This is a genomic window from Aliiroseovarius sp. B-4 (assembly GCF_056857795.1).
Genome location: NZ_JBSXNV010000032.1, coordinates 37,826 through 64,760, shown reverse-complemented (window position 1 = coordinate 64,760; position 26,935 = coordinate 37,826). Strand labels below are relative to the sequence as shown.

Annotated in this window: 27 protein-coding genes; 3 read left to right on the top strand and 24 right to left on the bottom strand. The window is 60.5% G+C overall.

Translation table 11 applies throughout. The features are described 5' to 3' along the window. Window positions 1-60: 60 nt before the first annotated feature. Genes hutU through hutI form a run of 4 tightly spaced genes read right to left on the bottom strand, consistent with a single transcriptional unit; the run spans window position 61 to window position 5,268 of the window. Window positions 61-1,728 (bottom strand): urocanate hydratase, encoded by a 1,668-nt coding sequence (gene hutU, locus AC13C8_RS06645; RefSeq protein WP_482846802.1) that lies wholly within the window; start codon window positions 1,726-1,728, stop codon window positions 61-63. Continuing rightward, window positions 1,725-2,525 carry an N-formylglutamate deformylase gene (gene hutG, locus AC13C8_RS06640; protein WP_482846801.1) on the bottom strand — a complete coding sequence of 267 codons (801 nt, stop codon included), beginning with the start codon at window positions 2,523-2,525 and terminating at the stop codon, window positions 1,725-1,727. The genes hutU and hutG overlap by 4 nt, the downstream gene beginning before the upstream one ends. Then, a complete protein-coding gene (gene hutH / locus AC13C8_RS06635; RefSeq protein WP_482846800.1) occupies window positions 2,522-4,060 on the bottom strand; it encodes a histidine ammonia-lyase in 1,539 nt (512 codons plus the stop codon). The genes hutG and hutH overlap by 4 nt, the downstream gene beginning before the upstream one ends. Then, window positions 4,057-5,268 carry an imidazolonepropionase gene (hutI, locus tag AC13C8_RS06630; protein ID WP_482846799.1) on the bottom strand — a complete coding sequence of 404 codons (1,212 nt, stop codon included), beginning with the start codon at window positions 5,266-5,268 and terminating at the stop codon, window positions 4,057-4,059. The genes hutH and hutI overlap by 4 nt, the downstream gene beginning before the upstream one ends. A gap of 93 nt (window positions 5,269-5,361) precedes the next feature. On the opposite strand from hutI, the gene AC13C8_RS06625 reads away from it, so the two are divergent. Beyond that, complete coding sequence (locus AC13C8_RS06625) at window positions 5,362-6,720, top strand: formimidoylglutamate deiminase (RefSeq protein ID WP_482846798.1); 1,359 nt, start codon at window positions 5,362-5,364, stop codon at window positions 6,718-6,720. On the opposite strand, the gene AC13C8_RS06620 is transcribed toward AC13C8_RS06625, so the two are convergent. Beyond that, window positions 6,717-7,265 carry a HutD/Ves family protein gene (locus AC13C8_RS06620; protein ID WP_482846797.1) on the bottom strand — a complete coding sequence of 183 codons (549 nt, stop codon included), beginning with the start codon at window positions 7,263-7,265 and terminating at the stop codon, window positions 6,717-6,719. The two genes, AC13C8_RS06625 and AC13C8_RS06620, sit on opposite strands and share 4 nt — an antisense overlap. Window positions 7,266-7,329: 64 nt before the next feature. Between AC13C8_RS06620 and AC13C8_RS06615 the strand changes: the two genes are divergently transcribed. Beyond that, entirely contained in the window at window positions 7,330-8,235 is a 906-nt protein-coding gene (locus tag AC13C8_RS06615) for a bestrophin family protein (RefSeq protein ID WP_091433012.1), read from the top strand. A 6-nt stretch (window positions 8,236-8,241) separates the two neighbouring features. Here the strand turns inward: AC13C8_RS06615 and AC13C8_RS06610 are convergent, their stop codons facing one another. From AC13C8_RS06610 to AC13C8_RS06530, 17 genes are all read right to left on the bottom strand, one after another. Further along, on the bottom strand, window positions 8,242-10,218 hold the full coding sequence (locus AC13C8_RS06610) for a CocE/NonD family hydrolase (RefSeq protein ID WP_482846796.1): 1,977 nt from the start codon (window positions 10,216-10,218) through the stop codon (window positions 8,242-8,244). Window positions 10,219-10,456: 238 nt separating this feature from the next. After that, entirely contained in the window at window positions 10,457-11,023 is a 567-nt protein-coding gene (locus AC13C8_RS06605; RefSeq protein ID WP_091433018.1) for a fasciclin domain-containing protein, read from the bottom strand. Between the two features lie 151 nt (window positions 11,024-11,174). After that, window positions 11,175-11,870, bottom strand: a complete 696-nt coding sequence (locus tag AC13C8_RS06600; RefSeq protein WP_091433021.1) for an anti-sigma factor — start codon at window positions 11,868-11,870, stop codon at window positions 11,175-11,177. Continuing rightward, a complete protein-coding gene (locus AC13C8_RS06595) occupies window positions 11,867-12,409 on the bottom strand; it encodes a sigma-70 family RNA polymerase sigma factor (RefSeq protein WP_091433023.1) in 543 nt (180 codons plus the stop codon). Before AC13C8_RS06595 ends, AC13C8_RS06600 begins: the two co-directional genes overlap by 4 nt. 135 nt (window positions 12,410-12,544) lie before the next feature. After that, a complete protein-coding gene (locus AC13C8_RS06590) occupies window positions 12,545-12,850 on the bottom strand; it encodes a type II toxin-antitoxin system RelE/ParE family toxin (RefSeq protein WP_482846795.1) in 306 nt (101 codons plus the stop codon). Then, on the bottom strand, window positions 12,840-13,079 hold the full coding sequence (locus AC13C8_RS06585; RefSeq protein ID WP_091433029.1) for a type II toxin-antitoxin system ParD family antitoxin: 240 nt from the start codon (window positions 13,077-13,079) through the stop codon (window positions 12,840-12,842). The genes AC13C8_RS06590 and AC13C8_RS06585 overlap by 11 nt, the downstream gene beginning before the upstream one ends. 89 nt (window positions 13,080-13,168) lie before the next feature. Next, the gene (gene nadC / locus AC13C8_RS06580) at window positions 13,169-14,017 is read right to left on the bottom strand and encodes a carboxylating nicotinate-nucleotide diphosphorylase (RefSeq protein WP_482846794.1); all 849 of its coding nucleotides are present in this window, start codon (window positions 14,015-14,017) and stop codon (window positions 13,169-13,171) included. Next, window positions 14,014-15,582: an L-aspartate oxidase gene (locus tag AC13C8_RS06575; protein WP_482846793.1), complete on the bottom strand. Its 1,569-nt coding sequence runs from the start codon at window positions 15,580-15,582 to the stop codon at window positions 14,014-14,016. The genes nadC and AC13C8_RS06575 overlap by 4 nt, the downstream gene beginning before the upstream one ends. A gap of 6 nt (window positions 15,583-15,588) precedes the next feature. After that, on the bottom strand, window positions 15,589-16,635 hold the full coding sequence (gene nadA / locus AC13C8_RS06570) for a quinolinate synthase NadA (RefSeq protein ID WP_482846792.1): 1,047 nt from the start codon (window positions 16,633-16,635) through the stop codon (window positions 15,589-15,591). Between the two features lie 92 nt (window positions 16,636-16,727). Continuing rightward, the gene (locus tag AC13C8_RS06565; RefSeq protein ID WP_091433039.1) at window positions 16,728-17,351 is read right to left on the bottom strand and encodes a class I SAM-dependent methyltransferase; all 624 of its coding nucleotides are present in this window, start codon (window positions 17,349-17,351) and stop codon (window positions 16,728-16,730) included. A gap of 1 nt (window position 17,352) precedes the next feature. Then, window positions 17,353-18,117: a CDP-diacylglycerol--serine O-phosphatidyltransferase gene (gene pssA, locus AC13C8_RS06560; protein ID WP_407639082.1), complete on the bottom strand. Its 765-nt coding sequence runs from the start codon at window positions 18,115-18,117 to the stop codon at window positions 17,353-17,355. Further along, window positions 18,114-18,827, bottom strand: a complete 714-nt coding sequence (locus AC13C8_RS06555; RefSeq protein ID WP_482846791.1) for a phosphatidylserine decarboxylase — start codon at window positions 18,825-18,827, stop codon at window positions 18,114-18,116. The genes pssA and AC13C8_RS06555 overlap by 4 nt, the downstream gene beginning before the upstream one ends. A 155-nt stretch (window positions 18,828-18,982) precedes the next feature. Next, window positions 18,983-19,603 carry an SMC-Scp complex subunit ScpB gene (gene scpB / locus AC13C8_RS06550; RefSeq protein WP_482846790.1) on the bottom strand — a complete coding sequence of 207 codons (621 nt, stop codon included), beginning with the start codon at window positions 19,601-19,603 and terminating at the stop codon, window positions 18,983-18,985. Between the two features lie 2 nt (window positions 19,604-19,605). Beyond that, complete coding sequence (locus tag AC13C8_RS06545; protein ID WP_482846789.1) at window positions 19,606-20,496, bottom strand: DUF1403 family protein; 891 nt, start codon at window positions 20,494-20,496, stop codon at window positions 19,606-19,608. Between the two features lie 149 nt (window positions 20,497-20,645). Then, on the bottom strand, window positions 20,646-21,434 hold the full coding sequence (locus tag AC13C8_RS06540; RefSeq protein WP_091433047.1) for an ATP-binding cassette domain-containing protein: 789 nt from the start codon (window positions 21,432-21,434) through the stop codon (window positions 20,646-20,648). A 1-nt stretch (window position 21,435) separates the two neighbouring features. After that, on the bottom strand, window positions 21,436-22,548 hold the full coding sequence (locus AC13C8_RS06535; protein WP_091433050.1) for an ABC transporter permease: 1,113 nt from the start codon (window positions 22,546-22,548) through the stop codon (window positions 21,436-21,438). A 97-nt stretch (window positions 22,549-22,645) separates the two neighbouring features. Continuing rightward, window positions 22,646-23,596, bottom strand: coding sequence for a sugar ABC transporter substrate-binding protein (locus AC13C8_RS06530; protein WP_482846788.1), 951 nt, complete (start codon window positions 23,594-23,596; stop codon window positions 22,646-22,648). 190 nt (window positions 23,597-23,786) lie between these two features. Between AC13C8_RS06530 and AC13C8_RS06525 the strand changes: the two genes are divergently transcribed. Continuing rightward, window positions 23,787-24,788 carry a LacI family DNA-binding transcriptional regulator gene (locus AC13C8_RS06525; protein WP_482846787.1) on the top strand — a complete coding sequence of 334 codons (1,002 nt, stop codon included), beginning with the start codon at window positions 23,787-23,789 and terminating at the stop codon, window positions 24,786-24,788. Window positions 24,789-24,878: 90 nt separating this feature from the next. On the opposite strand, the gene AC13C8_RS06520 is transcribed toward AC13C8_RS06525, so the two are convergent. Then, a complete protein-coding gene (locus AC13C8_RS06520; RefSeq protein ID WP_482846786.1) occupies window positions 24,879-26,012 on the bottom strand; it encodes a Gfo/Idh/MocA family protein in 1,134 nt (377 codons plus the stop codon). Between the two features lie 13 nt (window positions 26,013-26,025). After that, a complete protein-coding gene (locus AC13C8_RS06515; protein ID WP_482846785.1) occupies window positions 26,026-26,919 on the bottom strand; it encodes a TIM barrel protein in 894 nt (297 codons plus the stop codon). Between the last annotated feature and the right edge of the window lie 16 nt (window positions 26,920-26,935).

Sequence of the window (26,935 nt, the reverse complement as noted above, 5' to 3'; positions counted from 1 at the left end):
TCAGTGATCAGCTTACGTTTGACTGCAAAGGCCGGACGAAGGGCGCAGACCCCCCGGCCCTTACAAAATACCCGGCAGGTTCAACCCGTTCTCGCGCGCGCAGTCCATGGCGATCTCGTAGCCCGCATCGGCGTGGCGCATGACCCCCGTCGCCGGATCGTTCCACAACACACGCGCGATGCGGCGATCTGCGTCCTCGGTCCCGTCACAACAGATCACCATGCCCGAATGCTGGGAAAAGCCCATGCCAACCCCGCCGCCATGGTGCAGCGACACCCAAGTCGCGCCCGACGCGGTGTTCAGGAGCGCGTTCAGAAGCGGCCAGTCCGACACCGCGTCCGAGCCGTCCATCATCGCCTCGGTCTCGCGGTTGGGCGAGGCGACGGACCCTGAATCCAAGTGGTCACGACCAATCACGACCGGCGCTTTCAGCTCGCCATTGCGCACCATTTCGTTGAACGCCAGCCCCAGCTTGTGACGCACGCCCAGACCGACCCAGCAAATACGTGCAGGCAGGCCTTGGAACGCGATCCGCTCTTTCGCCATGTCCAGCCAGTTGTGCAGGTGGCTGTCTTCGGCCAGAATTTCCTTCACCTTAGCGTCGGTTTTATAGATGTCTTCCGGGTCGCCCGACAGGGCTGCCCAACGGAACGGGCCGATGCCGCGGCAAAACAGCGGGCGGATATAGGCGGGCACGAAGCCGGGGAAATCAAACGCATTCTCAAGCCCTTCTTCCAGCGCCATCTGGCGGATGTTGTTGCCGTAATCGACGGTCGGAATACCGGCGGCGTGGAAATCGACCATCGCCTTGACCTGCACCTTCATCGACACACGGGCGGCCTTTTCAACGGATTTCGGATCGCTTTCGCGCTTCTCGCGCCATTCGGCCATGGTCCAGCCCTGCGGCAGATAGCCGTTCACGGGGTCATGCGCGCTGGTCTGGTCGGTTACGATATCGGGGCGGATGCCGCGTTTGACCAACTCGGGGAACACGTCGGCGGCATTGCCCAACAGGGCGACCGACTTGGCCTCGCCCGCAGCGGTCCAGCGTTCGATCATCGCAAGCGCTTCGTCCAGACTGTCGGTCTTTTCGTCCACGTAACGGGTGCGCAGGCGGAAATCGATGCTGTCTGGGTTGCACTCGACCGCCAGACAGCAGGCACCGGCCATCACAGCCGCCAAGGGCTGAGCCCCGCCCATGCCGCCCAGACCACCGGTCAGGATCCACTTGCCGGTCAGGTCGCCGCCGTAATGCTGACGCCCGGCCTCGACAAAGGTTTCATAGGTGCCCTGCACGATGCCCTGCGATCCGATGTAAATCCACGAACCAGCGGTCATCTGGCCATACATCGCCAGACCCTTCTTATCCAACTCGTTGAAATGATCCCACGTCGCCCAATGTGGCACGAGGTTCGAGTTCGCGATCAGAACGCGCGGTGCGTCCTTGTGGGTCTGGAACACACCAACGGGCTTGCCGGATTGCACGAGCAGCGTCTGGTCATCCTCCAGATCGCGCAAGGACGCGACCATCTTGTCAAAGTCATCCCATGTGCGCGCGGCACGCCCGATGCCGCCATAGACGACCAGCTCGTGCGGGTTTTCGGCCACGTCGGGGTGCAGGTTGTTCATCAGCATCCGCAGCGGGGCCTCGGTCAGCCAGCTTTTTGCGGTGATCTCGGTGCCGGTTGCGGGATAGATATCACGGGTGTTCTTGCGCGGATCGCTCATGATGTTCCTTTCAGGTCAGATGCCATGTCGGCAAGTGTTGTCAGAATGGTTTTCAGATGCCTGCGCAACCGCGCGGCTTTTGCTTTGTCATAGGTCCAAGGCGTCGCCTCGTCCGTCAGGTAGGTGCTTTGCGCCAGCTCCATCTGGATTGCGTGTATCCCCTCGGCCGGGCGCCCATAATGCCGCGTGGTCCAGCCGCCTTTGAAGCGCCCATTGGTAACAGAGGAGTAGCCCTCGGCCTGCTGGCACAGGCTTTGAACGGCGGCTTCGATCTGCGGCGCGCAGGTGGTGCCCAGATTGGTGCCGATGTTGAAATCCGGCAGGGTACCGTCAAACAGGAACGGAATGCCCGACCGGATCGAGTGGCAATCATACAGGATCGCGACCCCGTGCAGGGCGCGCACCCGCTCAAGCTCGGCCTCGAGTGCGGCGTGATAGGGGGCGTGATAGGCTTGGCGGCGTGCCTCGACTTCATCCTCGGTGGGCGGCGTGTCCCAGATGTCTTGCCCATCGAAATCGGTCAGCGGCACAAGCCCGGTGGTGTTCTGCCCCGGATAAAGCGACACGCCCGACGGGTCGCGGTTGGCGTCGATCACATAGCGATGGAAAGTCGCCCGCACCGTGGTCGCGCCGGGCAACAGCCCGTCATAGAGCGTGTGGATATGCCAGTCGGTGTCGTCCAGCCCCTGCCCGCGCGCGTTCAGCCGCGCCTTTATGTCGTCAGGAACATACGTTCCCGTATGCGGCAGGCCCAAAACGATGGGGCTGTCGCCCTGATGGACCTCGACAGGGGTCATGGGCGAAGCTCCGGCATCGACGTTTTCGTGGCCGCCACAACCGCGTTCGACGCAACCAGCGCCGCCGCTTTTTCCAGGTCGGGCGCAAGGTAACGATCCTCCCCAAGCGACTCGACCCGCTTACGCACGGCGTCAATCACGGCCGCCAGCGGACCGCTTGTCGCCAGCGGTGCGCGGAATTCGATACCCTGTGCGGCGCACAGAAGTTCGACGCCAAGGATACGCTCCAGATTGGCGACCATGCGCGACAGGCGTACCGCGCCATGCGCGGCCATGCTAACGTGGTCTTCCTGGTTGGCCGAGGTCGGTGTCGAATCCGTCACGCAGGGATTCGCCAGATGCTTGTTCTCGCTCATCAAGGCGGCGGTGGTCACTTCGGCGATCATGTAGCCCGAGTTCAGGCCCGGATTGGGCGTGAGGAACGGCGGCAAATCGTGGCTCAGAACCGGATCGACAATCAAAGCGATACGCCGCTGCGCAATCGCGCCGATTTCAGCGATGGCCAGCGCGATCATGTCGGCGGCAAATCCCACCGGTTCGGCGTGGAAGTTTCCGCCGGACACAATCAGCCCCGCCTTGCTCAGCACCAGCGGGTTGTCGGTGGCGGCGTTCGCCTCAATCTCCAACGTGCGGGCGGCCATGCGCAGCATGTCCATCGCGGCCCCCGTCACCTGCGGCTGGCAACGGATGCAATAGGGGTCTTGCACGCGGGTATCACCTTCGCGGTGGCTTTCGCGAATGACTGACCCATCCAGCAGCGCGCGCATCGTCGCGGCGGCTTCGATCTGGCCGGCATGACCGCGCAGTGCGTGAATTTCCGGCTGCAACGGCGCGGTCGATCCCATGATCGCATCGGTCGACATGGCGGATGTGACCAGCGCCGCGTTCATCGCGCGCCACGCGCCAAACAGCCCGATCAGGGCATAGGCTGTGGTGAATTGCGTGCCGTTGATCAGGGCCAGCCCCTCTTTCGCGCTCAGCACGATGGGGTCAAGCCCCGCGCGCTTCAGCGCTTCGGCACCGGGCAGAACCTCACCTTCATATGTCGCCTGCGCTTCGCCGATCATCACTGCGGCCATATGCGCCAGCGGCGCCAAATCGCCGGACGCGCCGACTGACCCCTGCACCGGGATCACCGGCGTCACGCCGCGGGCAAGCATCCCTTCCAGCAGCTCGACCAGTTCCATCCGCACACCGGACGCGCCGCGCCCCAGCGACAGAAGCTTCAACGCCATCATCAGGCGCGCATGGGGCACCGGGATCGCCTCACCCACGCCGCAGCAATGGGACAGGATCAGGTTGCGTTGCAGGGTGGCGGTGTCGGACGGGTCAATCTTGACCGAGGCCAGTTTGCCAAACCCGGTATTCACGCCATAGACCGCGTCCGTCCCACTGGCGGCAGCAGCAATCTGCGCCTGCGCCGCACGGATGCTGTCATGGCAGGCCGGGTCCAATCGGGCAGCAATCCCATCGCGCCAGATCGTTTCCAGATCGGCCAGAGTGGTCGCGCCGGGGGTCAGGGTCAGAGTGGTCATGCGGTCTCTCCAGTGATGCGGAATGCGAGCGGGTTGAAACCGATGCGGTAAGATAGTTCCGCCGGCTCCGCGATGTCCCACACCGCCAGATCAGCCACCTGCCCCGGCGCAATCGTGCCCAGATCGGTCAGCCCCAGCGCGGCAGCCGCGTTTTGCGTCACGCCCCGCAGCGCCTCTTCCGGCGTCATGCGAAACAGGGTGCAGCCCATGTTCATCGTCAGCAGCAGTGAATTCAGCGGCGAAGAACCGGGGTTGATATCCGTGCCCAAAGCCATCGGCACGTTGTGCTTGCGCAAAAGCTCGACGGGTGGCTGTTGCGTCTCGCGCAGCGTATAAAACGCACCGGGCAGGATCACGGCAATCGTGCCCGCCTGCGCCATGGCCTTCACGCCGTCTTCGTCCAGATACTCGATATGATCGGCCGACAACGCGCCATAGCTTGCCGCGAGCTTCGCACCGCCCAGATTGGACAATTGTTCGGCGTGCAGTTTGACGGGCAGGCCCAGTTCTTGCGCCACATCGAAAACGCGCGCGATCTGAGCAGGCTGAAAGGCGATGCCTTCGCAGAACCCGTCGACCGCATCCACCAGCCCCTCGGCGTGGGCGGCACGCAGGGCGGGGATGCACACCTCGTCGATATAGTCATCATCGCGACCGGCATATTCGGCAGGGGTTGCATGGGCACCCAAGAAGGTCGTCTTAGCGCGGATGGGTCGCTGCTCGGCAATCGCTCGCGCAACGCGCAGCATTCGTAGCTCGGTCTCAGTATCCAGACCATAGCCCGACTTGATTTCGATGGTCGTCACGCCCTCGGCGATCAACACGTCGACCCGCCGCAGCGCCAATTGCAAAAGCTCGCTTTCGCTGGCCGCGCGGGTGGCTTTGACAGTCGAGACAATGCCACCGCCTGCGCGCGCGACTTCTTCGTAACTGGCCCCGTTCAGGCGCATCTCGAATTCAACGGATCGGTCCCCGCCATGCACGATATGGGTGTGGCAGTCGATCAGACCCGGCGTCACAACACGCCCGCCCAGTGAACGTTGATCCAGCCCCGCGAATTCCTCAGGCACCTCCGTTTGCGGCCCGACCCACGCGATCTTGCCATCCTGAATGGCGATGACCGCATCGCGGATCATCCCATAGGGCGCATCGCCCCCCGCCATGGTCGCGGCATGCAGATCGGTCAAAAGCTGAGGCATAGCTGTCATGAGATCAGTCCTTTTCGCGAAGATTCGTCTTTTCTAGTATAATTTAATGTGTATTATGTCTATACATAAAATGCAAAACACAGGACCAAGACCATGATCCACGCCCGTCAGGCCCTTCTCGCGTCCGGTTGGGCGCAGGACGTTCGCATCACCGTTGAAAAGGGCCGCATTGATCAGATTACGCCCAATGCGGACACCCAGCCGGGCGACGCCCGCGTCGATACCTTGCTGCCTGCGTTGGGCAACCTGCACTCGCACAGCTTCCAGCGCGCAATGGCGGGGATGACCGAGTTCCGCACGGTCGGGCGCGACAGTTTCTGGACGTGGCGCGACCTGATGTATCGCTTTATGGACCGCCTGACGCCCGAGCAGATCGAAGCAATTGCGGCGCTGGTCTTCGTCGAAATGCAGGAAGCCGGATATTCCAGCGTGGGCGAGTTTCACTATGTCCACCACCAGCGCGGCGGCGCGCCCTATGATGCGCTGGCCGAACTGTCCCTGCGGGTGATGGCGGCGGCGCGGGAAACCGGCATCGGCCTGACCCATCTTCCGGTGCTCTATACCTATGGCGGGGCGGGAAAGGTGCCGCTGGATCAGGGGCAACTGAGGTTCGGCAATGACGTGGATCGCTTCGCTGAACTGGTCCAGGACGCACGCGCGGGGCTTTCCGACCTGCCCGATGACGCCCGCGTCGGCATCGCGCCGCATTCGCTGCGTGCCACATCCCCCGACGACCTGAGCCGCGCGTTGGCGGACCATCAGGGCGGGCCGATCCACATCCACATTTCGGAACAACCCAAGGAAGTTAAGGATATCGGGACCTGGCTGGGCGCGCGCCCGGTCGATTGGCTGCTGGCCAACGCCCCCGTCGATGATGGCTGGTGCCTGATCCACGCCACCCATATGACCGAAAGTGAGACGCGCGCCATGGCCGCATCTGGCGCCGTCGCGGGCCTGTGCCCGATCACCGAGGCAAACCTGGGTGACGGCCCCTTCAACGGCCCCACCTATCTTGAGGCAGGCGGCGCCTTCGGCTTCGGCTCTGATTCCAACATCAACATTTCCCTGACCGAGGAGCTGCGCATGCTGGAATATTCCCAACGTCTGCGCGACGTGGCGCGCAACGTGATGGTGGTCGGCGAAGGGTCGGTCGGGGCGACGCTTTACACCGGGGCCGCCCGTGGCGGTGCGCAGGCTTTGGGGCGTGAAGCAGGTGAAGTCGCGCAAGGCCGCCTTGCCGATCTGGTCGCCATTGACACCACCGACCCGACGCTCTGCGCGCTGACGCCTGACCAAATCCTTGACGGTCTGTGCTTCGCCGCGAAGGACAATGTTGTCACCGACCTGTGGTCTGCCGGGCGGCACAACGTCACCGGTGGGCGACATATCGCGCGGGACGCGGTGGTCTCACGCTACCAGGGCGCGGTGGTGGACCTGCTGGCGTCGCTTTAACCTTTCGGGTGCAGGGTAATGGTCAGCGCGGCCGCATCCTGCGCCAGATCGAAACGCAACGGCGTTGCGCTGCTGATCGCTGTGTCTCCCACGCCCAACTCCGCGCCAGCCACCGCGGCGGCCCCCGCGATCACATGCAGCATGCAGGTCTGCCCCGGCTGCCCGACTTCATGCGCGCCGGGATCACGCACGACCTGCGCATCGCCCTCGCACCGCGCGGTGTCGAACATCAGATTGAAATCGCGGATTGGCCCCAGGCTCAGCGTGGCTGTCACCGGCGCCGCGCCGTCGAACCGCACGGGGGCAGCATAACGCGCAGGCATCATCCCATCAGGCCCATGCAGCATCATGCCGTCGCCCTTGATCACCGTCAGGATACGCGTGAGGCCCGGAAAACTGGAAAACGCCCCGTCGCCATCCACATCCGCCATGCTCAGCCGCCACAGCGCGCCATGGTCGTCGCGTTCCTCGGCGATATTGCGGGTAATGCCGCCGCCGTTCTTCCAAGGTGTCTCAACCAGATCACGTTGTCGGATTATCTGCATGTCTTTCCCCGCTTCTTGATACTGCCCCTTTATGTCTGATCTCACCTGGCGATAGAACCGCGACATGATTGTTCGAACGCCTCCTTCCGCACTGCGCCTGTTTTTCATCATGCAAGGCTCTGTCGTGCCCCGCATTTACGGTAAGATGGTCTCGGTCTTGCTGCTGACCCTGACGGTCGTGCTGGTGGATGAAATGCTGCTTCCGCTGCCGCGCATATCGCTTGCCGCGATGAGCGTCTTTGGCGTCGCGCTGTCCTTGTTTTTGGGCTTTCGCAACAATGCCGCCTACGATCGGTGGTGGGAGGCGCGCAAGCTCTGGGGCGGCCTGATTGCCGACACGCGCAGCTTTGCCCGCCAGTTGGAGCTGTTTGCGGTTTCACCCGATGACAGGTTCGCACTTCTGAACATGGTTGCCGCCTTCACTCACGCGCATCGCGGCAGCCTGCGGTCGTGCAATGTCGAGCGCGACATCGCGGCATGGGTCGGAGATGAGAAGGCCAAGGCGCTGCTGGCGCGCGCCAATCCAGCCGATGCCGCACTCAGCGACATCGCGCATCGACTGGCGGGCCTGCGGCGCAAAGGTTCGCTGGACGGGTTTGCGCAAATGGCGTTGGCGGACACGCTGTCGCGGCTGGCCTTGTCACAGGCCGGGTGCGAGCGGATCCAGACCACTCCCCTGCCCTTCGTCTATTCACTGCTGGTGCGTCGCACAACGTACCTGTATTGTGCGTTGTTGCCCTTCGCACTTCTGGGATCCGTCGAATGGTTCGCGCCGGTCTTTGCGGTTGTCGTGGCCTACGTGTTCTTTGGCCTGCAAGCGGTGACAAACGAGCTGGAACACCCGTTTGAACCCCGCCCGAACGGTCTGCCGTTGGATGCCATGAGCCGTGTGATCGAACGCAGTTTACGCGATGCGCTTGGAAAAAATATTCCACCAGCGTTGCAACCCAAGGATCACCTTCTCAGCTAACGCGATCTATCGCTTGACCTGATGCGCCCATGCTTGATCGAACAGCGTTTCATCGCCCATGTTGGCCACAAGCCGTTGCGTGATCTGGAAATGGTCCCGTGCGCCCCGCATCCCGGTTTCCGCAAGCGTTGATACGTTCCAGTCACCGCGACCGAAGCTGCGCCGCCAATTGATCTGCGCTTCTGCGTCGGCCGGGTTCGCGGGGTCAATCGACCAGACTTCCCGCACCGCACTTTCCGTGATGATACCGGTTTCAAGATCCTCAATCCTGCCATGATCGGATGAGATCGTCAGAACGATCCGACCGGTTTTCCGGTCGATTTCCCGTGTCTTTTCATCCTGTCCCTTGCGAAGCAGGCGACTGCTCCGTGGCGGGGCAGAGATCGGGGGCGGGAACGTCCATTCATTCCCCTCTGACGGGTCACGCAGCGGCAAACCAAGACGCCCGCTTTCAATCGTCAGGGTTGCAGGATCGGGTTCCGGCCAGGAATAGGGCCAATAGCTGCCTGCAACCGCCAGCCGCAGGCGATGACCTTTCGGCAGATGATAGGCGGCTTCATCGAGGCCCAGTGCCACCTCGACCGGCTGGCCAGGGATCAGATCGCGTTTTGCGTCAAACCCATCCCGGTTGCGCAAATCCAACAACCCCATGGTGATCAGCATCGAGGTCCCATCCGGCCTGAGATCACACAGCCGCACCACAAGCTGGGCGCGGACGCGGTCGGCGGACAGGCGCAATCGCACTGTGGGGCGTCCCACGATATCGGTCCCGTGATCCAGCGCCTGACTGTCAAAACAAGCGCTGCGGGCATCGTCTGGCTGCTGATCATCTGGCAGCTCGCCTGACCCGAAGCCGAAGGTGAAAAACTCGCCGCATTGTTCGCCGTGGCGCAGGTCCGGCGCGACTGTTGCGGGCAAGTTTCCCGACAAGGCATCACCCAGTGCCATATCCCGAACCGTCACACAGGCCGATGGCAATTTTTGGTCGCAAACCCAACGCCCGTCGCGATGGCGTGCCGATGAGTCAGGCTTTGCACTGCCCATAACATATTCACGCCATGCCGGGTCTTGGTCTGCACCATTGTCAATTTCTTTCAACCAACGGTCCCACCACCGCAATGCCTCCTGCAAATAGCCAATCGACGGGCCGATTTGCGAGATATGCGGGTATTTGTGCCCCCACGGTCCGGCCACGCCCTTGACCGGAGCGTCAAGGTTCTCGACCAAATGGCGCATGGTGTTGCGATAGCCATCATGCAGCCCGCCAAAGGCCAGAACCGCCGCTTTGATCTTGCTGTAATCCTCGCAAATCGACCCATGCTTCCAATAGGCGTCGCGATCCCGATGCTCGGTCCAGATGCGCGGCAAGGGGGGCGTGTTCTCCAGCCGCTCAAGCCACATCGTCCGCCACCTGTCACCGACCTGATCGGGATCGGGCGGCATCGAGAACCACGACAACACTGTCGCCGCCCAGCTGATGTTGTCCGAATGCTGGATGCCGCCCTTGTAATGCACGTCGTCGGCATAGCGATCAACCGTTGACCCGATGGTGATCACGGCTTTCAGCGCATGGGGTGCGCGGGCGGCAATCTGCAAACTGTTGAACCCGCCCCAGGATATGCCCTGCATTCCAACAGCCCCGGTGCACCAGGGCTGGCTGGCGATCCAGGCGATCACATCTTCGCCGTCCTGCAATTCCTGCTCTGAATATTCATCGTCGAACAACCCTTCGCTTTCGCCGCAGCCACGCCGATCCACGCGCAGACAGGCATAGCCACGCTGTGCGATCCATGGATGCATTCCGGCATCGCGCTCGGCAGTCCCATCCGTTTTTCGGTAGGGCAGATATTCAAGGACGGCCGGGACCGGATGGTCCAACGCGTCCACCGGCATCCAGACCCGCGCCGACAAACGTGTGCCGTCCGGCAGTGTTATCCCCAGATCGCGATCATGGGTGAGCTCGTGAAGATGAGGGTCGATCATGTTCCAGCCTTACGTCAGTATAACCAACGGTCCCAGAACCAAACCCACGCGTCAACGCCAACCAAGCAGTTTGACAGCCGGCAGACATGAAAGTGGCCTGCCCAAACAAATTGGACAGGCCGTGTGGAGAACGCCGTGGGACTGGTCAACCTTTACAATCGTTCTACGGTTGGCGTTGCCACATTCTTTTGGCGGATCCGGCCCCCAACTGGGAAAGGGTGCCGGGTCTGCCAGATGCTTACATGGCGGGCATAAGCACCTTGTCGATCACGTGGATCACGCCGTTCGATTGCTTCACATCGGCGATCGTCACGGTCGCCTTGTTGCCTTGCTCGTCCTCGATCCAGATGTTGTCCCCATCATAAGTCGCTTGCAGCGTGCAGCCGCCAACGGTGGGTACAGGGTGCTTGCCACCATCATCGTCAACCATGCCGCGAATGGCGTCCGACATCGCGTCGGCCGCGACAACGTGACAGGTCAGAACCTTGGTCAGCATCTCTTTGTTTTCAGGTTTCAGAAGCATTTCAACGGTGCCCTCGGGCAGCGCATCAAACGCTGCATTGACCGGTGCGAACACGGTGAACGGACCGTCGCCTTGCAGGGTTTCGACAAGACCGGCGGCCTTGACAGCGGCAACCAGCGTGGTGTGGTCAGCCGAATTTAACGCGTTCTCGACAATATTCTTATCGGCAAACATGGCCGCGCCGCCCACCATCGGATTCTTTTGCGAATGACTGTCTGCGAATGCCGTTGTTGCAACCAATACAAAGGCTGCTGCGGTGTTCAGGACATTAAGTTTGGTCATGGTATCGTTCCTTTCAAAGTGAGCCGAGCTTCTTACCCGGAGACATAAGGAACCACGAAAGACTGTCAGAAAAAGTTTCGGCTTTCTTAAAGAAATTTCTCAGAAAAATAAATCCTGCATAAATTTCAACGCATTACGCACTCAATTATATTTACAGCATCTGAATTGGACCTGCCGCCAGAACCGCGCCCGTGGGTTGTCCGGTGGGGGAGCCGCCCTTGGGCTCATCACTGATCGCAAAGGTGGCCGCCGTCAGGCGCGCGCGCAATGCGTCAGGCAGAGTGATCCGGGCATCGTCCTCGTTCGGCACGATGCCAAGCGAGATCGGTGCCTCGGCTCCGTCGGGAATCAGCCACATCTCAAGATCGCGTCCGCTTGCCGGACCACCGGCGACCCGGCGCACGGTGAATTCCCCGCTGTCAGCCGAGAATGCGGCCGTGACAATCAGTGACCGGTCCTCAGAACTGATCTCGGCTGTATGGGTCGGGGCAAGCGTTTGCGGTTCCATGAACAGAGGCATCACCGCCACAAGCGAAAGAGCCAACACAGCCGCCACTCCGCCGCCCAGAAGCCAGCCAAACGCGCCGCTCAGCGGTGACGGCTTCTTGACCTCCCCGAACAATCGCTTATGGATCGCAGCTTTTACATGTGCGGGGGGCGCGACGCTGTCAAACTCGTCTGACAGGGCGTGAAACTGGTGATCCCAGTCGCGCACAAGCTCGCGAAGCGCGGCATCATCCTGCATCCGGGCTTCGAACGCGCGGCGATCGTCAGCCGACAGCAAATGAAGGGCATATTCTGCCGCAAGGACATCATCGTCCCGATCAAATGTGTCTGTCGTGCTCATCGCGTTAAACACTCTCTCAGTTTCAGCAAGCTGCGCCGCAGCCAGGTTCGCATCGTATTCACCGGCACCGCGTATCGCTTGGCCAGTTCGTCATATGTTTCGCCCAGTAAATAGGCACCGCGCACGGCACCTGCCTTGGGATCATCCAATTCGTCCAGACAGGCATTGATCCGGTCCCGTTCCGACGAGGCAAGCGCCGCCTGTTCGGGTGTCGGACCTGCATCGGCGATGTCTTGCCGCGCCGCAATATCGTCGGTTGGGGCTTTGCGGGCGCGCAGCCGGTCGATCGCCTGATTGCGCGTCACCGTAATCAACCATGTCATCGGGCTGTAGCCGTTTGCCTTGAACCGCTGGGCGTTTTGCCAGACGCGCACAAAGGCATCTTGCAAGACCTCTTCAGCTTCAGCCCGATTATTCAAGACACGCAAACACACGCCAAAAAGTTTCGCTGATGTTGCGTCATATAGTGCTTCGAAGGCCGCACGATCTCCAAGGCCAGTCCTGACTATCCAGTCTTCCAGTTCGTTCAGGTCAGCCATGAATTTCCCGTATCCGCGTCAACAGACAGCAATGGCGGGCAAGATGCGCGCGCGCCGATCATGCGGCAATCAGTGTAGAAATACAAAGCCTTCATTGTGTTCCATGCGGATCAAATCGTCTGGACCAGCCGATGATCAACTGTCCAACGCCGCCAGCAGATCGCGCCGATTGTGCAGCACGCGCAGGATCGTCACGCCATCTGCACCGACCTGATAGACCACAAGATGCGCCCCGGTCGGAAAAATGCGCACAGGTGGCGTAAACTCAACCCGCAACCGCGATATTTCAGGTTGGTCAGCGATCAGTTCAAATCCAGTGATCAAGATATCAAGATAGCGATCCGCCTGATCGGCTGACCAGGTTCGGGTGCCGTATCGCCATATGTCCGCAAGATCATTTTCCGCCGCCGGGGTCAGACGATAGGTCGCCCTAGTCGGCATCTTGTCGCATCCGGGTCTTGAACGCGCCTGCATCAAATGGGGTTGCCGGGCCAGAGGCAAGGGCTGCATCAACCGCAGCCTGCACCTCGGCAATGGCGGCGGCGCGTTCCTGATCACGCCGGATCAGATCGCGCACATAATCGCTGGAATTGGCAAACCGGCCGGATCGGGATTGTGATTCGACCCAGCTTTTCATCTGCTCTGGCAGAGATATATTCATCGTAGACATGGTTGGCCTCCTGTCCGGAATATATGGCAAACTTTGCCAATATTCAAGATACCGGACTCATGGACGCCACTCCGACGTGTCGCAGAACCTCAGAAATCCAGCCCAAGGTCCACCGTGCGCGCCGAATGGGTTAGCGCGCCGGACGAGATGTAATCGACTCCGGTCGCCGCGATCGAGGCGACACGATCAAGTGTCACGTTCCCGCTGGCTTCGGTTTTCACGGCACCGTCCACCATCGCCACGGCCTTGCACAACGCGTCGTTATCCATGTTGTCCAGCAATACGACCGAAGCACCGCCAACCTCAAGCACCTCGGCCAGTTGGTCCAGTCGGTCCACCTCGATCTCGACCGCCATCATGTGGCTGGCATGGGCTTTCGTGGCCTCAAGCACCTGACGCACCCCGCCGGCGGCAGCGATGTGGTTGTCCTTGATCAGGATAGCATCCGACAGGGAATAGCGGTGGTTGAACCCGCCACCATGCAACACCGCCAGCTTTTCCACCAGCCGCAGCCCCGGCGTGGTCTTGCGGGTGCAGGTCATGCGGGCATGGGTGCCTTTCGTTTCGGCCACGAATCCGGCCGTCTTGGTGGCAATCCCCGTCAGACGTCCCGCGAAGTTCAGCGCCACACGTTCGCCTGACAGGATCGACGCCGCTGATCCCTTGATGGTCATCAGCGTGTCACCCTTTCTGCACGGCTGACCGTCCGCGATATGAGTGATGACCTCAAGCGTCGGGTCCACCAGCCGAAAAGCTATCGTGGCCACCTGCATCCCAGACACCACCGCATCTTCGCGCGCATTCAGCCGGGCGTCATAGGTGGTGCCCGCCGGGATAACGGCGCGGGTGGTGACATCGCCATAGCTGCCCAGATCTTCCATCAGCGCATTGCGGATCATCGGTTCCAGAACCAGATCGGGGACGGAAGCAAAGCTCATGACAACTCCTTCACGGCCTGCGCGCGCACGGCAAGCGCGTCGGCCAGATACAGTTCGGACCGCTGGCCCGGCCCAACGGCGGTTTCAGGGAAATCGGACCGTTCATGCGCGCCGCGGCTTTCTTCACGAGCCAAAGCCCCCGCTGCGATCAGCGTCGCAGTGGCGCACATGTTCAGAAAGGACGGACTGTCGCCATGGGCCGCTTCCAGCCCTGCGATGGTGGCAAGCGCGCGGGTCAGCCCGTCCCGGTCGCGCACCACGCCGACATGCTGCGTCATGGTCTGACGCAGGGCCTGGACCGCCTCGGGTGCGGGCGGGGTGCCGCCGTCGGGAAAGGTGATGTCCAGCGGCGCGGCGTTGGTCACGTCCGTCAGGGTCTGCGCGATCCCTTCAGCACAGATGCGGGCATAGACCAGCGCCTCCAACAGCCCGTTCGAGGCCAGCCGGTTGGCCCCATGCAGCCCGGTCGAGGAGGCTTCGCCGCAGACCCAAAGCCCCTTGAGTGTGGCGCATCCCTGCGTGTCGGTTGCGATGCCGCCCATGTGGTAATGTGCGGCGGGGGCCACTGGGATCGGCTCCTTGGCCGGGTCGATCCCGTTGCGGGCGCAATATTCCGCAACGGCCGGGAATTGCGTGTTGATCGCCTCGCCCAACACCGCGCGGGTGTCCAGCATCGGGCGGTTTCCGGCTTGCACTTCGGCATATATCGCACGCGCGACAACATCGCGCGGGGCCAGTTCGGCATCCGGGTGGATCGCTTGCATGAACCGCTCACCACGCTTGTTGATCAAGGCCGCACCTTCCCCGCGCAGGGCTTCGGTCGCCAGTGGGGCCGGGTCTTCGCCCACGTCCATCGCGGTGGGGTGGAACTGCACGAACTCGGCATCTGCAATCAACGCACCCGCCCGCGCCGCCATGCCGATCACCTGGCCGCGAATGCGTGGGGGGTTTGTCGTCAAAGCATACAGCCCGCCCGAGCCACCCCCTGCAAGCAGCACCGCCGACCCGCGTAGCAGAACCGGACCCGACCGGCCACCATCGGCCTCTTGCAGGACCACGCCGGTCACGCGTCCGTCCGTCACCTCAAGATCGCGCGCCATGGTGCCTTCCAGCGCCTGAATCGAGGGCGTGTCGCGCACCTGCGCGATCAGGGCGGCCATGATCTCGGCCCCAGCCTGATCGCCCTTCACCCGCACCACCCGCGCGAAACTGTGTGCCGCCTCACGTGACAGGACATAGCCGCCATCGCTGGTCCGGTCGAAGGGCGTTCCCATCGTGGTCAGATCAAGGATGTAGTCGCGCGCTTCCCGCGTCACCATATCGGCAACTGTTGTGTTCACTGTCCCTGCCCCGGCCTTCACCGTATCGGCGGCATGGCTTTCCGGGCTGTCGGCCATGTCCATCGCCGCAGCAACCCCGCCCTGCGCCCAGGCCGAACTGGCCCCTTCACCCAACACCTCGGGCGAGATCATCACGACCGGGAGCGGTGCCAGTTTCAATGCCGCATAAAGCGCGCCCAGACCGGCCCCGACGATGATGACACGATCCGTTTCAACAACCTGCATGACCCGTCAAAGACCCAGCTTGCGCGACAGGTCGATCATCGCTTGAACGGAGTGACGAGCCTTCTCCGCGACGTCGGCATCCACCTCGACCTGTCCGTCCATCGTGTGCAGAACATACAGGATCTTCTCAAGCGTGATCTTCTTCATGTAGGGGCACATGTTGCAGGGGCCGACAAACTCGACCTCGGGCAGTTCATCCGCAATGTTGGACGCCATCGAACATTCAGTGATCAGCATCGCTTTCTCGGGTCTCGTGTCGGTCACGTATTTCAGGATACCACTGGTCGAGCCGGAAAAATCCGCCTCGGCCACCACGTCGGGCGTGCATTCGGGATGCGCGATCAGCTTGGTGCCCGGGTTCCATTCGCGGAAATCGCGCAAATCCTGTGCGGTGTATTGTTCATGCACGATGCACGAGCCAGGCCAGTAAACCACATCTTTGTGGCTCTCATTGGCCACGTTCTGCGCCAGATATTGGTCGGGCGTCATGATCACCGTGTCCGCATCCATCGCATTCACGATCTGAACAGCATTCGAGGACGTGCAACAGATGTCCGACGCCGCTTTCACCTCGGCGGTTGTGTTCACATAGGACACAACTGGCGCACCGGGATATTTGGCGCGCATCTCGTCGATTCCGTCCGCGGTGATGCTTTCAGCCAATGAGCATCCGGCTTCCATATCAGGCATCAGCACGATCTTGTCAGGGCTGAGTATTTTCGACGTCTCGGCCATGAAATGCACGCCCGCCTGAACGATCACATCCGCCTCGACTTCGCTGGCCTTCATCGCCAGTTGCAGACTGTCGCCCACAAAATCCGACACGCCGTGAAAAATCTCGGGCGTCATGTAGTTGTGGCCCAGGATCACCGCGTTCCGTTCTTTCTTCAGGGCGTTAATCGCCTTGATGTATGGCGCATGGATCGCAAAATCCGGCGGCGTCACCACCCGATCCATACGGGCATAGATGTCCTGCATCTCGTTGGCCAGCTCGACCGAGGGCGCAAGGTCATAATGTTCGGACAGAACTGTGCGAACGTTCGAAAGATCCAACAACGGGCAGGCCTCCAATTAATTGGCTAAGTGGCTAACACACAGGGCTTGGTACGAAAAGCCACATCAAGGGTTCGGGCCATTGTTGGGCGCTAAACTGCATCTGCTTTGGTCAGCACCAGAAACGTCATCATACCAAGCGGCGGCAACGTCTTATGTTGCTCGACCTCCAACTTGCGTTCCTGCAAAACGGTTTCGATATGGAAATCGGAATGCCACCCGATTGTGTTGGCAAACGGTGCGGAAAGACGTTCCAAAAGCGCCAATATGCCTTGGGTGCGCATGAAATGGTTGGTGATGACCACCCTTCCACCGGGCTTCAAAACACGCGCAATCTCGGACATGACGCGTTCCGGTTCGGGCACGACAGACAGCACATGCATTGCGGCAATGGTATCGAAATTGTCATCAGGGAAGTCCAGCACACGGGCATCCATCTGCCTTAGCGCCACCACGTGCTTCAGTTTCAGCGCGCGCACCTTCGCTTGCGCTTTGGAAAGCATCTGCGCGCTGAAATCAACACCTGTCACCTTCAGTCCGGGATCATAATGTTCCAACGACAGCCCCGTGCCCACGCCAACCTCCAACACCGAGCCAGCCCGGCTGTTGATGTAATCAACCGCTCGTCGTCTGCCGGAATGGGTCACAGCTCCGAATGTCCTGTCATAAATCGGTGCCCAACGGGCGTAAGAGGTTTTAACGGCTTCGATATCCAATTCAGCCTCGCTTTCCGTGGTTCGTCCGACGATTGGCAATTCCGCACCAGATAATCATCGCGATATAGCCGATGCCAAGCATCACCAATGTGATCCATGCGTAGGTCAGCGCCGCTGCGCCGACGACCGCGAATCCGACCAGAAAGAATTTAACGTTCTCACGCGACACGCGGTTGGTCTTGAACGACCAGATCGGCGTCCGGCTGATCATCAACAGCCCGATGGCAACCATATATGCGCTAATGGCCAGGTCAGGTGGCATCGGGACGCCGTCGAACGCAAAGGATGCCGACATCGGTAACAACACCAACAACGCCCCGGCCGGTGATGGAACGCCGGCAAAGAACGCGTTGGGTGTGTTCTGCCCGTTCTCATTCTTCGCATCGTTGCTGACATTGAACCGCGCCAGGCGCAGCACGCAGCAAACGGTATAAACCAGAACCGAAATCCAGGCCAGGTTGCGCGAATCCTGCAACGCCCAATAGTATATGACCAATGGTGGGGCGACGCCGAAATTCACAAAATCTGCGAGGGAGTCCAATTCGGCGCCCATCTTGCTGCCGCTCTTCATCAAGCGGGCAATGCGCCCATCCAACCCGTCCAGAACACAGGCCACCAGTATTAGCTGAACCGCCAACCTGAAATCGCCTTGCACACCGAAACGGATCGCCGTCATGCCCGCACAAAGGCCCGCTATGGTCAGCATGTTCGGGATCAGCTGGATCAGCGCAAATTCAGACGCGGGCTTATCAGCCGATCTGGTCACGATGCGCTCACCTGTTCATCGACCGGGCCGTTTTCCGAGTTCCCCTCCGTATTTGGCATCTCGGCAATCACGGTTTCACCTGCAATCATCGTCTGGCCGATGCTGACCAGAGGCGTCACTCCAACTGGCAGATACACATCCAGCCGAGACCCAAAGCGAATGAGCCCGAAGCGTTCACCCGTTTTCATCTGCGCGCCGGGTTTCACGAAACAGACAATGCGGCGCGCCACCAGCCCGGCGATCTGAACCACGGCCAGATCCTGCCCATCCGGCATTCGAATGCACAGGCTGTTACGTTCGTTATCCTTGCTCGCCTTGTCCAGCGACGCATTGAAGAACTTGCCGGGTCGATAGGCGACGGCGATGATCTCGCCGGCGATCGGCGTGCGGTTCACATGGCAATTGAAGACGTTCATGAACACACTGACACGGGTCAGCGGCGTATCGGCCATACCCAGCTCTTCCGGTGGAACAGCGGGTTCGATCAGCGACACAACCCCGTCTGCCGGGCTGACAATCAGCCCCGGTCGCGTTGGCGTCACCCGCTTGGGGTCACGGAAAAAATAATAGCACCAGATGGTCAGACCGACACCAATCCAACCCAAAACCGATGAAATCAGGAACAAAAGGGCGGTCACACCCGCAAAAACGGCAACAAACCTGATGCCTTCAGGGTGCATCGGTTTGATGAACGTACGCATCATTTGCATTGAGGTTTTCCTTGGGGCAATTCACACCACTCTCATAAGGCGGTTGGGTTCAAGTGCAAGAAAATTCCTGATGGCGGGAGCCGTCGAGCACCACGATGCGTGGGGAACAGCTTTGTCAGCCTGTCATGCGTGGTGCATGAATATCCTATTGACGATCACTCCCCAAGCCAACCCGGTGAACCCTGGTTCACTCCCGCATCCTCCATCTGTTCGCGGTCCGGCAAGTCGCGCAGGCTTTTCAGGTCGAAGGCAACAAGGAAATGGTCGGTGGTGACGAACGTATAGGGTGCACCACGGCGGGGCGCGCGGGGGCCGGTGGCGATCAGGGTGCGGGAGTGCAGCCGCCCGATCAGGTCGCGGCTGATTTCCTTACCGAAGATGTCTTTCAGCCCGTCCCGCGTGATCGGTTGGTGATAGGCGATGGCGGCCAGAACCGCGATATCGAATGGGTTCAGGTCCAGAAGCTGATCGTCCACATCTGCCGCCGTGCGGATCGCGGGCGCATAGGCCGGACGAGTGCGCAGCATCCAGCCCTCTCGCAGCTTGGCAACTTCAAAGGACCGCCCTGCCAGATCGGTGGCAAGGTCGTCGATCAAAAGGTCCACCGATGCCCCCTGCCCCACCACCTTCGCCAGATCCTCGCGCGCGACCGGGGTTCGACTTGCAAACAACACAGCCTCGATCCGGCGCATCCATTCCCGCCAGCGCAGCTCTGGCGGTAGATCAGGCAGTTCGCGGTCCAGTTCCGGCTCGGATGGGTTTTCGGCCACATTCATGGTCACACCCCGTAAAGCCGGAACGTGTCACGCCCCGTCAATTCGCGCACGGCGCCAAGATCGACCAGTCGGTCGCACAATCGTCGCGCGGCGCGATCAGACATCAGCGGGGTCAGCGCCGTCGGGGCCAGCCCATCCTGGGTTAGAAACATCTCAACCGCCGCGCCCGCCCCCCTGGCGCGAAGTTTTGGGGTCACTGCACGTAGATATGCGGCCCGGCGCGTCAGATCGGCGGCCAGACGCAGGATTTCAGCCGTGAACCGTATTACCGCTTGGTGGCAGGCGGTGGTCAACTCTGCGCCGGTGCTCTGCAAATCCCGGCGCTTCAGCCCGCCTGCCAACAGTGGCATCAGATGGGTCCACCCCACGCCGCGTGCGAGCGCGGCATCGGCCAGGATCAGGGCGGCGGCCTCCTCGGTCGGGTGGTCGGTCAGCACGGCTTCCAACACCGCCGCCGCCCTGCGCACCGGTCCGCCCTGCACCGCAGCCAACCAAATCGGCACATGCGACGCCAACGCATCCGGCATCGCACGCTTCAACACAGCGGCCGAGATTGGCCGCACCGCCGCCAGCCGCCACTGGCGATAAATCTCGCCCGCCGGTCCCGGATGATCGCCGGGGCGCATCAGGTGCAGCGCGTCCCGCAAGTCCGATGCCCGCTCAGGGCGTCCTGACATGACCACGCAGGCCTCGGCGGCCGACAGCGCCAACCGCGCGCGCAACAAATCATGGGGAACGTCACCTTGGGCCAGCGCAACATGCAGATGCGCCAAGGCTGCGCCCGACAAAAACGCTATGTCTTCAGATGTTTCCGCGCGACCCGCGATGACCCAGGATGGCATCCGGGGGATCGTGTCTGCATCATCACTATGGGTCTGTTTGGCAAATGTCATGCCCGGATACTAGTCACGCGCGGCGCTTTTATCCAGACGGTTCGTTCAAAACCGCCGCTGCCTTCGGCTGCACTACGACGCGCCGCGACCGAGACAACCAAACACCGCCATCAACCCGACGGCGGTGCTCTCATTCGCATGGCATTTGCCTAGACCGTGCCGCCGAGGCTTCCTTCCAAGGCGACAAGCTCTTGCCCGCCTGCCATCAGGTCTTGCAGTTCTTCCGGTGTAATCTGGCCGCGCTGCGCGGTGCCCAGCGTCTGGCCACGGTTCAGCACAGTAAAGCGATCGCCCACGGCCATTGCGTGCCGCACGTTATGGGTGATGAACACAACCGCGATCCCCTGTTTGCGGACCTTGTCGATAGTCGCAAGAACATTGGCCGTCTGCCGAACGCCAAGCGCCGACGTCGGTTCGTCCAGGATCAACACCTTGGCACCGAAATGCACGGCGCGCGCGATGGCGACGGTTTGACGCTCACCTCCTGACAGGGTGCCGACCGCCTGATCGGGGCCACGCAGGTTGATGCCCATCTCGCGCATCTCGTCCATTGTGACCCTGTTGGCATAGTCATGGTCGAAAAACTTCAGCGGCCCAACCTTCTTCACCGGCTCATTCCCCATGAAGAAATTACGACTGACCGACATCAGGGGGATCATCGCAAGATGCTGGTGCACAGTCGCAATGCCCGCCGAGATCGCATCTCGTGGATCCTGAAACTGCATCGGCTTGCCTTCAAAGTAGATTTCGCCGCGCGTGGGCTGATGCACACCGGACATCGTCTTGATAAAGGTCGACTTGCCCGCACCGTTGTCACCCAACAGGCAATGGCACTCCCCCGGGAAGACTTCCAGCGACACACCTGCCAGCGCGATCACGCTGCCAAAGTGTTTCTCGATATTCTTCATTTGAATGATTGGCGCTTTTTCCGGATTCATATCAACGTTCCCCCGTGATGATGCGACGGATATAGGTGTTCAGAATGACCGCAAACAAAAGAATCACACCAAGGAAAACCCTGAACAACGAACTTTCGACACCGGCAAAAAACAGACCTTGCTGGACGACACCGAAGATCAACGCACCAAGTGCAGCGCCCAGGACCGAACCGTAGCCACCAGTCAGCAACGCACCGCCGATAACAACGGCGATGATCGCCTCGAACTCTTTCAACAGACCCCGGTCGGCACCGGCGGATCCGAATTCCATCACCTGGCAGACGGCAAGAACCGTTGCGCAGAAGGCCGTAAGCGTAAACATCAGGATCTTGACCTTGTTCACCGGCACACCCGAGTTACGCGCCGCTTCGGGATCACCACCGGATGCAAAAATCCAGTTGCCGAATTGCGTGCGTGTCAACAGGATATGTCCCAACGAGATCAGGACAATTGCCCAGACAATCAGCATGGGTATGCCGTCAACGACGGGCTGACCTTCGCGCGCGCCACGTTCGAACACCGAAATAACGCCCGCATCCCCCAGCCACTGGAAAACGGGCTTCCCGATCGTGCCGCCGAAGAGCGGTGCCAACCAATCTCCTTCTGCGGCGTCACGAATGCCACCAATGATCGTTTTACGCTCGATCGTTTGCGGGATGTAGATGGTAAAGCCGCGCAGGATGAACAGAAAGGCAAGCGTCACAATGAAGCTGGGCAAGCCCGTTTTGATGACAATCCAGCCATTCAGGGCACCAAGCAAACAACAAATCACAAACGTAACGATAATCGCGATCCACATGGGCCAGCCCAGAACGACACCGAACACGGCAATCATCATACCTGCAAAACCGATCATGGATCCGACCGACAGATCGAATTCTCCGGCGATCATCAGCAGGCACGCGCCGACAGCGATGATCATGAACTGGGCGGAAACGACCGACCAGTTCAGAACGCCCTGCGAGGCAAACATACCGCTGTCAAACGCAAACAGCAAAAACAATGTAAAGACAGCGACGGTGCCGACAATACCGCCAAGCTCCGGGCGGATGAGAGCCTGCCGGAAGGATGATATTTCCTTGACACGTTCGTCAGATTGGATGGTCTCAGCCATGACTGGCTCCTCCTCAAGTCCAATGCGGAAGATGGGTGAGAAACGGGCGGCGCTGAAGGCCGCCCGCACTGATCACTCGTTTACTGACACACGAAAGTTAGCGGTATTCGCCCGCAAACTCTTCAACCTTGGCCAAGCCGTCCTTGGTGACGAAACCCGGACCAGAATTGATGTTGTTGCCGGGCAGAACCCCGTAACGGTCCCAATTGGCCAGAATAATGACCGGCATATAGGCTTGCAGGAACGGTTGCTGGTCGATGCCCCAGTTGATGATGCCGTCCTTGATACCTTTGACGATCTCTTCACCCAGATCGAACGTGCCGAAGTGAATCTCTCCGGCCATTCCGTTTTCCTGCAACGCGGCAATGGTGGGGTCAGCCGAAACCGGGCCAAGGGTCAGGATACCATTGACATCAGGATTTGCCGACAGATAGGCCAGCACCTTGTTCTTGATTTCCGACGGGTCGGTGCCTGAATCCATCATCGAGTTCCCCAACTCGATCCCCAGACCATCCGCATAACCACGGCAACGCTCGCCCACGGTGGGCTGCTGAATGGCATGATTGACGCACAGGAATTTGGTCACACCTTCATCTTTGGCGCGCTGCCCCGCCGCGAAACCTGCGTCATATTCAGGCTGCCCAACATACATCAATGCCCCGACTTCACGGGCCTGCTCAGGCGTGCCGGTGTTCATGATGATCACATCGATGCCCTGATCAACCGCGGCGCGGATCGGCCCTTTCAGAACGTCAAAGTCAGCCAGCGTGGTGATGATTCCATCGGGGCTGGACGCGGCGGCCTGATCGATAATGCGGGCCATGTCGGCAACGTCCCCGGTGGGCGGATTGCGGTATTCGACTTCGGCACCAACTTGTTCGCCAGCCAGCGCGATACCGTTCTTGATCGTGTTCCACCAGCTATCGCTGTCCGGAGCATGGCTGACAAGAATGTATTTCTCACCCTCGGCCATCGCGCCGGTTCCGACCATCAGCGGCGCTGCGGCGACGGCCGTGGCTAATACGACCTTTTTCATCAGTGATTTCATTTGATCCTCCCAAGATCCACTAATTTTGGCATCTGTTCTAAGAGCGGGTAGTCCCGGCCTCCGACTCGGAGTTAAGCATATTCATCTTCTTTTTGCAACCGGTTGCAATCTGACCCTCTTCTTTTCCTGATGCCCTTAAGGAAGAACTGTTATAAAAGTGGATAAACAGGCAGTTCCGGGTCAGGCTGACATGGCAGTAACATTGAAAGAGGTTGCAGAACGTGCCGGGGTTTCACGCTCCGCCGTGTCACGCACCTTTACGCCAGGCGCTTCAGTTTCGGACAAAACACGACGAAAGGTCGAAAAGGCCGCCGACGAGCTTGGATACAGCCCCAACGCGCTGGCTTCGTCGCTGACCACAGGGCGCACGAAGCTGATCGGCCTTGTCTCGAACAACTTCCACAACCCGATTTTTCTCGAGGTCTTCGACCTGTTCACCCGTGGCCTTCAGGACCGTGGCCTGCGACCGTTGCTGGTCAACCTGACAAATGAAACCGATCCCGAACATTCTGTGCGGATGCTTCGGCAATATTCGGTCGATGGCGTTGTCGTCGCCTCGTCCACCCTTCCGCCGGGGTTCTCAAAAGCGTTCCGCGATGCGGGAGTCCCCGTCGTGAACTCGTTCGGCCGCTATTCCTCCACGCCACAGGTCCATGTGGTCGGGATCGACAACGTTGAATGCGGGCGGATGGCCGCCCGAACCTTGGTGGCTCGTGGCTACAAGCGCGTCGCGTTTCTGGGCGGCCCGCAAAGCGCAACATCGACGCAAGATCGCCACAAGGGGTTCATGGCCGAAATGTCAGAACACCGTGAAATCAACACCACCTGCTCATATGCCGAGGCGTATTCCTTTGAGGCCGGGCGGCGTGAGATGATGAGATTGCTTGAGAGCACCCCGGCCGAGGCCTATTTCTGCGGCGATGACGTGCTGTCGATCGGTGTTCTTTCAGCCATTCAGGACAGCGGTCTGTCGGTGCCAGAGGACATCGGATTGATCGGACTGAACGACATGGAGATGTCGGGATGGGAGAACATCAACCTGACCACGATCCACCAACCGATCCGCCAGATCGTCACATCGTCTATCGAGCTTATGGTCGCGATGTTGGACGAGCCGGACCGCTATCCCGAAGCGCGCATTTTCCCATGTTCAATCGTCGAACGTGGAACGCTGCGCCCACTGAAAAGCTGACGCGAAACCTCCGAAAGCAACGCACGGAAAAACCGGGACACTGCCCCGGTCTCTCACAAGATCAATATGCGACATGCTTTGCACGCGTGACTATCGAAACATCGGTGGGCGGGCGTCAACCCATGTGCCGCCAGCTTTCGCAGACGACACCGCCATATGCACAGCCGCCATCGACCGCACCCCGTCCGCCGCCGACGGCAAGCCATCCCGCACTTCGCCACGGATTGCATCCGCCAGATCGCAATAGATATTGGCCACCGCCAACGGAAAGCCTTCGGGATGGGCGATGGCCACGCGGCTCAGACGCTGGGCGTCTTCATGCAGACCGCCTTCGCCCTTCTCGATGATCTGGGTGCGCCCGCCAACTGGCGTATAGATCAATTGGTTCGGCTGCTCCGACGCCCAGCGAAGCCCGCCGGTTTCGCCGAATACCTGAATGTCAAACCCGTGCTGACGACCGATTGCGACGGACGAGGTCCAAAGCCGCCCGACCGCCCCGCCTTCCATGCGGAAGTTCACCATGGCGTCGTCTTCCAGCTCGCGGCTGGCGATGGTCGAGGCAAAATCGGCGGACAAGGTTTTAACCTCGTCATCAGCAATGAAGCCCGCCATATGCAGCGCGTGAATGCCGCAATCGGCAAACTGGCCGGACACCCCTGCCATCGCGGGGTCATAACGCCACCGCACGCGCGGATTGTCCGCGTCTGTCGCATCGCCATGATGGCCGTGGCTGAAATTCGTGACAACAAGACGCACCTTGCCGATCTCGCCCGCCCGCACCATAGCGCGGGCCTGACGCACCATCGGATAAGCGGAATAGCAATAGTTCACCGCGCAGATTTTGCCGGTTTTTTCCGCCACACGCACGATTTCTTCACCCTGTTCCACGGTCATGGTCATGGGTTTTTCGCACAAGACGTTGAAGCCTGCTTCCAGAAAGGCCTTGGTAATCTCGAAGTGCGTTGAATTGGGCGTCGCCACGGTCACCAGATCAACCTTGTCGGCGCGGCCCTTTTCACCCGCCAACATCTCGGTCCAATCGCCATAGGCGCGATCTTCGGCGATCCCAAGGCGTTGGGCATATTCGCGCCCTACGTCAGGACGATGATCCAGCGCACCGGCTGCAAACTCAAACCGTCCATCGGCCAAAGCACCCAATCGGTGCGCCGGGCCGATCTGACTGCCTTCGCCGCCACCGATCATGCCCCATTTCAGTTTTGCCATGGCTCGTATCTCCTCAGTTAAAGCCAATGCTTTCCAGATATTCACGGTTCAAGCGCGCATCACCCACAGGGTCCGGGTCAAGCGTCGGGTCGCAATCCTGTTCGACCGTGCACCATCCCTGGAACCCGGCATCCACCAGCACTTGGCGCACGGCAGGAAAATCGACATCCCCGTCGCCCAGATTGCAGAAAATGCCTTGGCCGCAGGCGTCATAGAACCCGGTGCGTTTCTCGATCACCTCGGCTTTGACAGCGGGATCAATATCCTTGAAATGCATGTATGAGATCCGGTCCATGTGCCGCTTCATGAACGCCACCGGATCAAACCCCGCATAGGAATGGTGTCCGGTGTCAAAGCAGATTTTCAGGATCTTCTCGTCCACTTCATTCAGCAGACGCTCCAATTCGGGCTCGAAATCCAAGAAACCCGCCGCATGGGCATGAATGCCAACGGTCAGCCCATATTCCTCGGCCCCGATCCGCGCACTTTCCGCGATCCGGTCACGATAGGCCGTCCATTCCGCCTTATCCATCTGCTCGGCTTCGGTCGCCCGCCCCGCTGTGGGTGCACGACGAGGCGAGATCGAGTCGATCAGCACAAGATGCTGCGCCCCATGCGCCTTCAGCGCCCGCGCGGTGCGGTGCGTTGCATCCAGCACGTCGTCCCACGCGGTCGGATCGTGATAGGGGCGAAAGACCACGCCGCCGATCAGTTCCAGATCGTTCTCCGCCAGCGCATCCGCTAAGACCGCAGGGTCTTCCGGCATGAAGCCGACAGGCCCAAGCTCGATCCCCTTATAGCCCGCGGCTGCACAGTCTTTCAGCACGGATTGCCAGGTCGGATTGCGCGGATCATCCGCAAATTCCACACCCCACGAACAGGGGGCATTGCCAATTCTGATGGTCACTTGGTTCGCCTTTCAA

Coding starts and splice junctions, on each gene's coding strand:
- hutU (WP_482846802.1), bottom strand. CDS start 1,728: ATGAGCGATCCGCGCAAGAACACCCGTGATATCTATCCCGCAACCGGC.
- hutG (WP_482846801.1), bottom strand. CDS start 2,525: ATGACCCCTGTCGAGGTCCATCAGGGCGACAGCCCCATCGTTTTGGGC.
- hutH (WP_482846800.1), bottom strand. CDS start 4,060: ATGACCACTCTGACCCTGACCCCCGGCGCGACCACTCTGGCCGATCTG.
- hutI (WP_482846799.1), bottom strand. CDS start 5,268: ATGACAGCTATGCCTCAGCTTTTGACCGATCTGCATGCCGCGACCATG.
- AC13C8_RS06625 (WP_482846798.1), top strand. CDS start 5,362: ATGATCCACGCCCGTCAGGCCCTTCTCGCGTCCGGTTGGGCGCAGGAC.
- AC13C8_RS06620 (WP_482846797.1), bottom strand. CDS start 7,265: ATGCAGATAATCCGACAACGTGATCTGGTTGAGACACCTTGGAAGAAC.
- AC13C8_RS06615 (WP_091433012.1), top strand. CDS start 7,330: ATGATTGTTCGAACGCCTCCTTCCGCACTGCGCCTGTTTTTCATCATG.
- AC13C8_RS06610 (WP_482846796.1), bottom strand. CDS start 10,218: ATGATCGACCCTCATCTTCACGAGCTCACCCATGATCGCGATCTGGGG.
- AC13C8_RS06605 (WP_091433018.1), bottom strand. CDS start 11,023: ATGACCAAACTTAATGTCCTGAACACCGCAGCAGCCTTTGTATTGGTT.
- AC13C8_RS06600 (WP_091433021.1), bottom strand. CDS start 11,870: ATGAGCACGACAGACACATTTGATCGGGACGATGATGTCCTTGCGGCA.
- AC13C8_RS06595 (WP_091433023.1), bottom strand. CDS start 12,409: ATGGCTGACCTGAACGAACTGGAAGACTGGATAGTCAGGACTGGCCTT.
- AC13C8_RS06590 (WP_482846795.1), bottom strand. CDS start 12,850: ATGCCGACTAGGGCGACCTATCGTCTGACCCCGGCGGCGGAAAATGAT.
- AC13C8_RS06585 (WP_091433029.1), bottom strand. CDS start 13,079: ATGTCTACGATGAATATATCTCTGCCAGAGCAGATGAAAAGCTGGGTC.
- nadC (WP_482846794.1), bottom strand. CDS start 14,017: ATGAGCTTTGCTTCCGTCCCCGATCTGGTTCTGGAACCGATGATCCGC.
- AC13C8_RS06575 (WP_482846793.1), bottom strand. CDS start 15,582: ATGCAGGTTGTTGAAACGGATCGTGTCATCATCGTCGGGGCCGGTCTG.
- AC13C8_RS06555 (WP_482846791.1), bottom strand. CDS start 18,827: ATGCAAATGATGCGTACGTTCATCAAACCGATGCACCCTGAAGGCATC.
- scpB (WP_482846790.1), bottom strand. CDS start 19,603: ATGAATGTGGCCGAAAACCCATCCGAGCCGGAACTGGACCGCGAACTG.
- AC13C8_RS06545 (WP_482846789.1), bottom strand. CDS start 20,496: ATGACATTTGCCAAACAGACCCATAGTGATGATGCAGACACGATCCCC.
- AC13C8_RS06540 (WP_091433047.1), bottom strand. CDS start 21,434: ATGAATCCGGAAAAAGCGCCAATCATTCAAATGAAGAATATCGAGAAA.
- AC13C8_RS06535 (WP_091433050.1), bottom strand. CDS start 22,548: ATGGCTGAGACCATCCAATCTGACGAACGTGTCAAGGAAATATCATCC.
- AC13C8_RS06530 (WP_482846788.1), bottom strand. CDS start 23,596: ATGAAATCACTGATGAAAAAGGTCGTATTAGCCACGGCCGTCGCCGCA.
- AC13C8_RS06525 (WP_482846787.1), top strand. CDS start 23,787: ATGGCAGTAACATTGAAAGAGGTTGCAGAACGTGCCGGGGTTTCACGC.
- AC13C8_RS06520 (WP_482846786.1), bottom strand. CDS start 26,012: ATGGCAAAACTGAAATGGGGCATGATCGGTGGCGGCGAAGGCAGTCAG.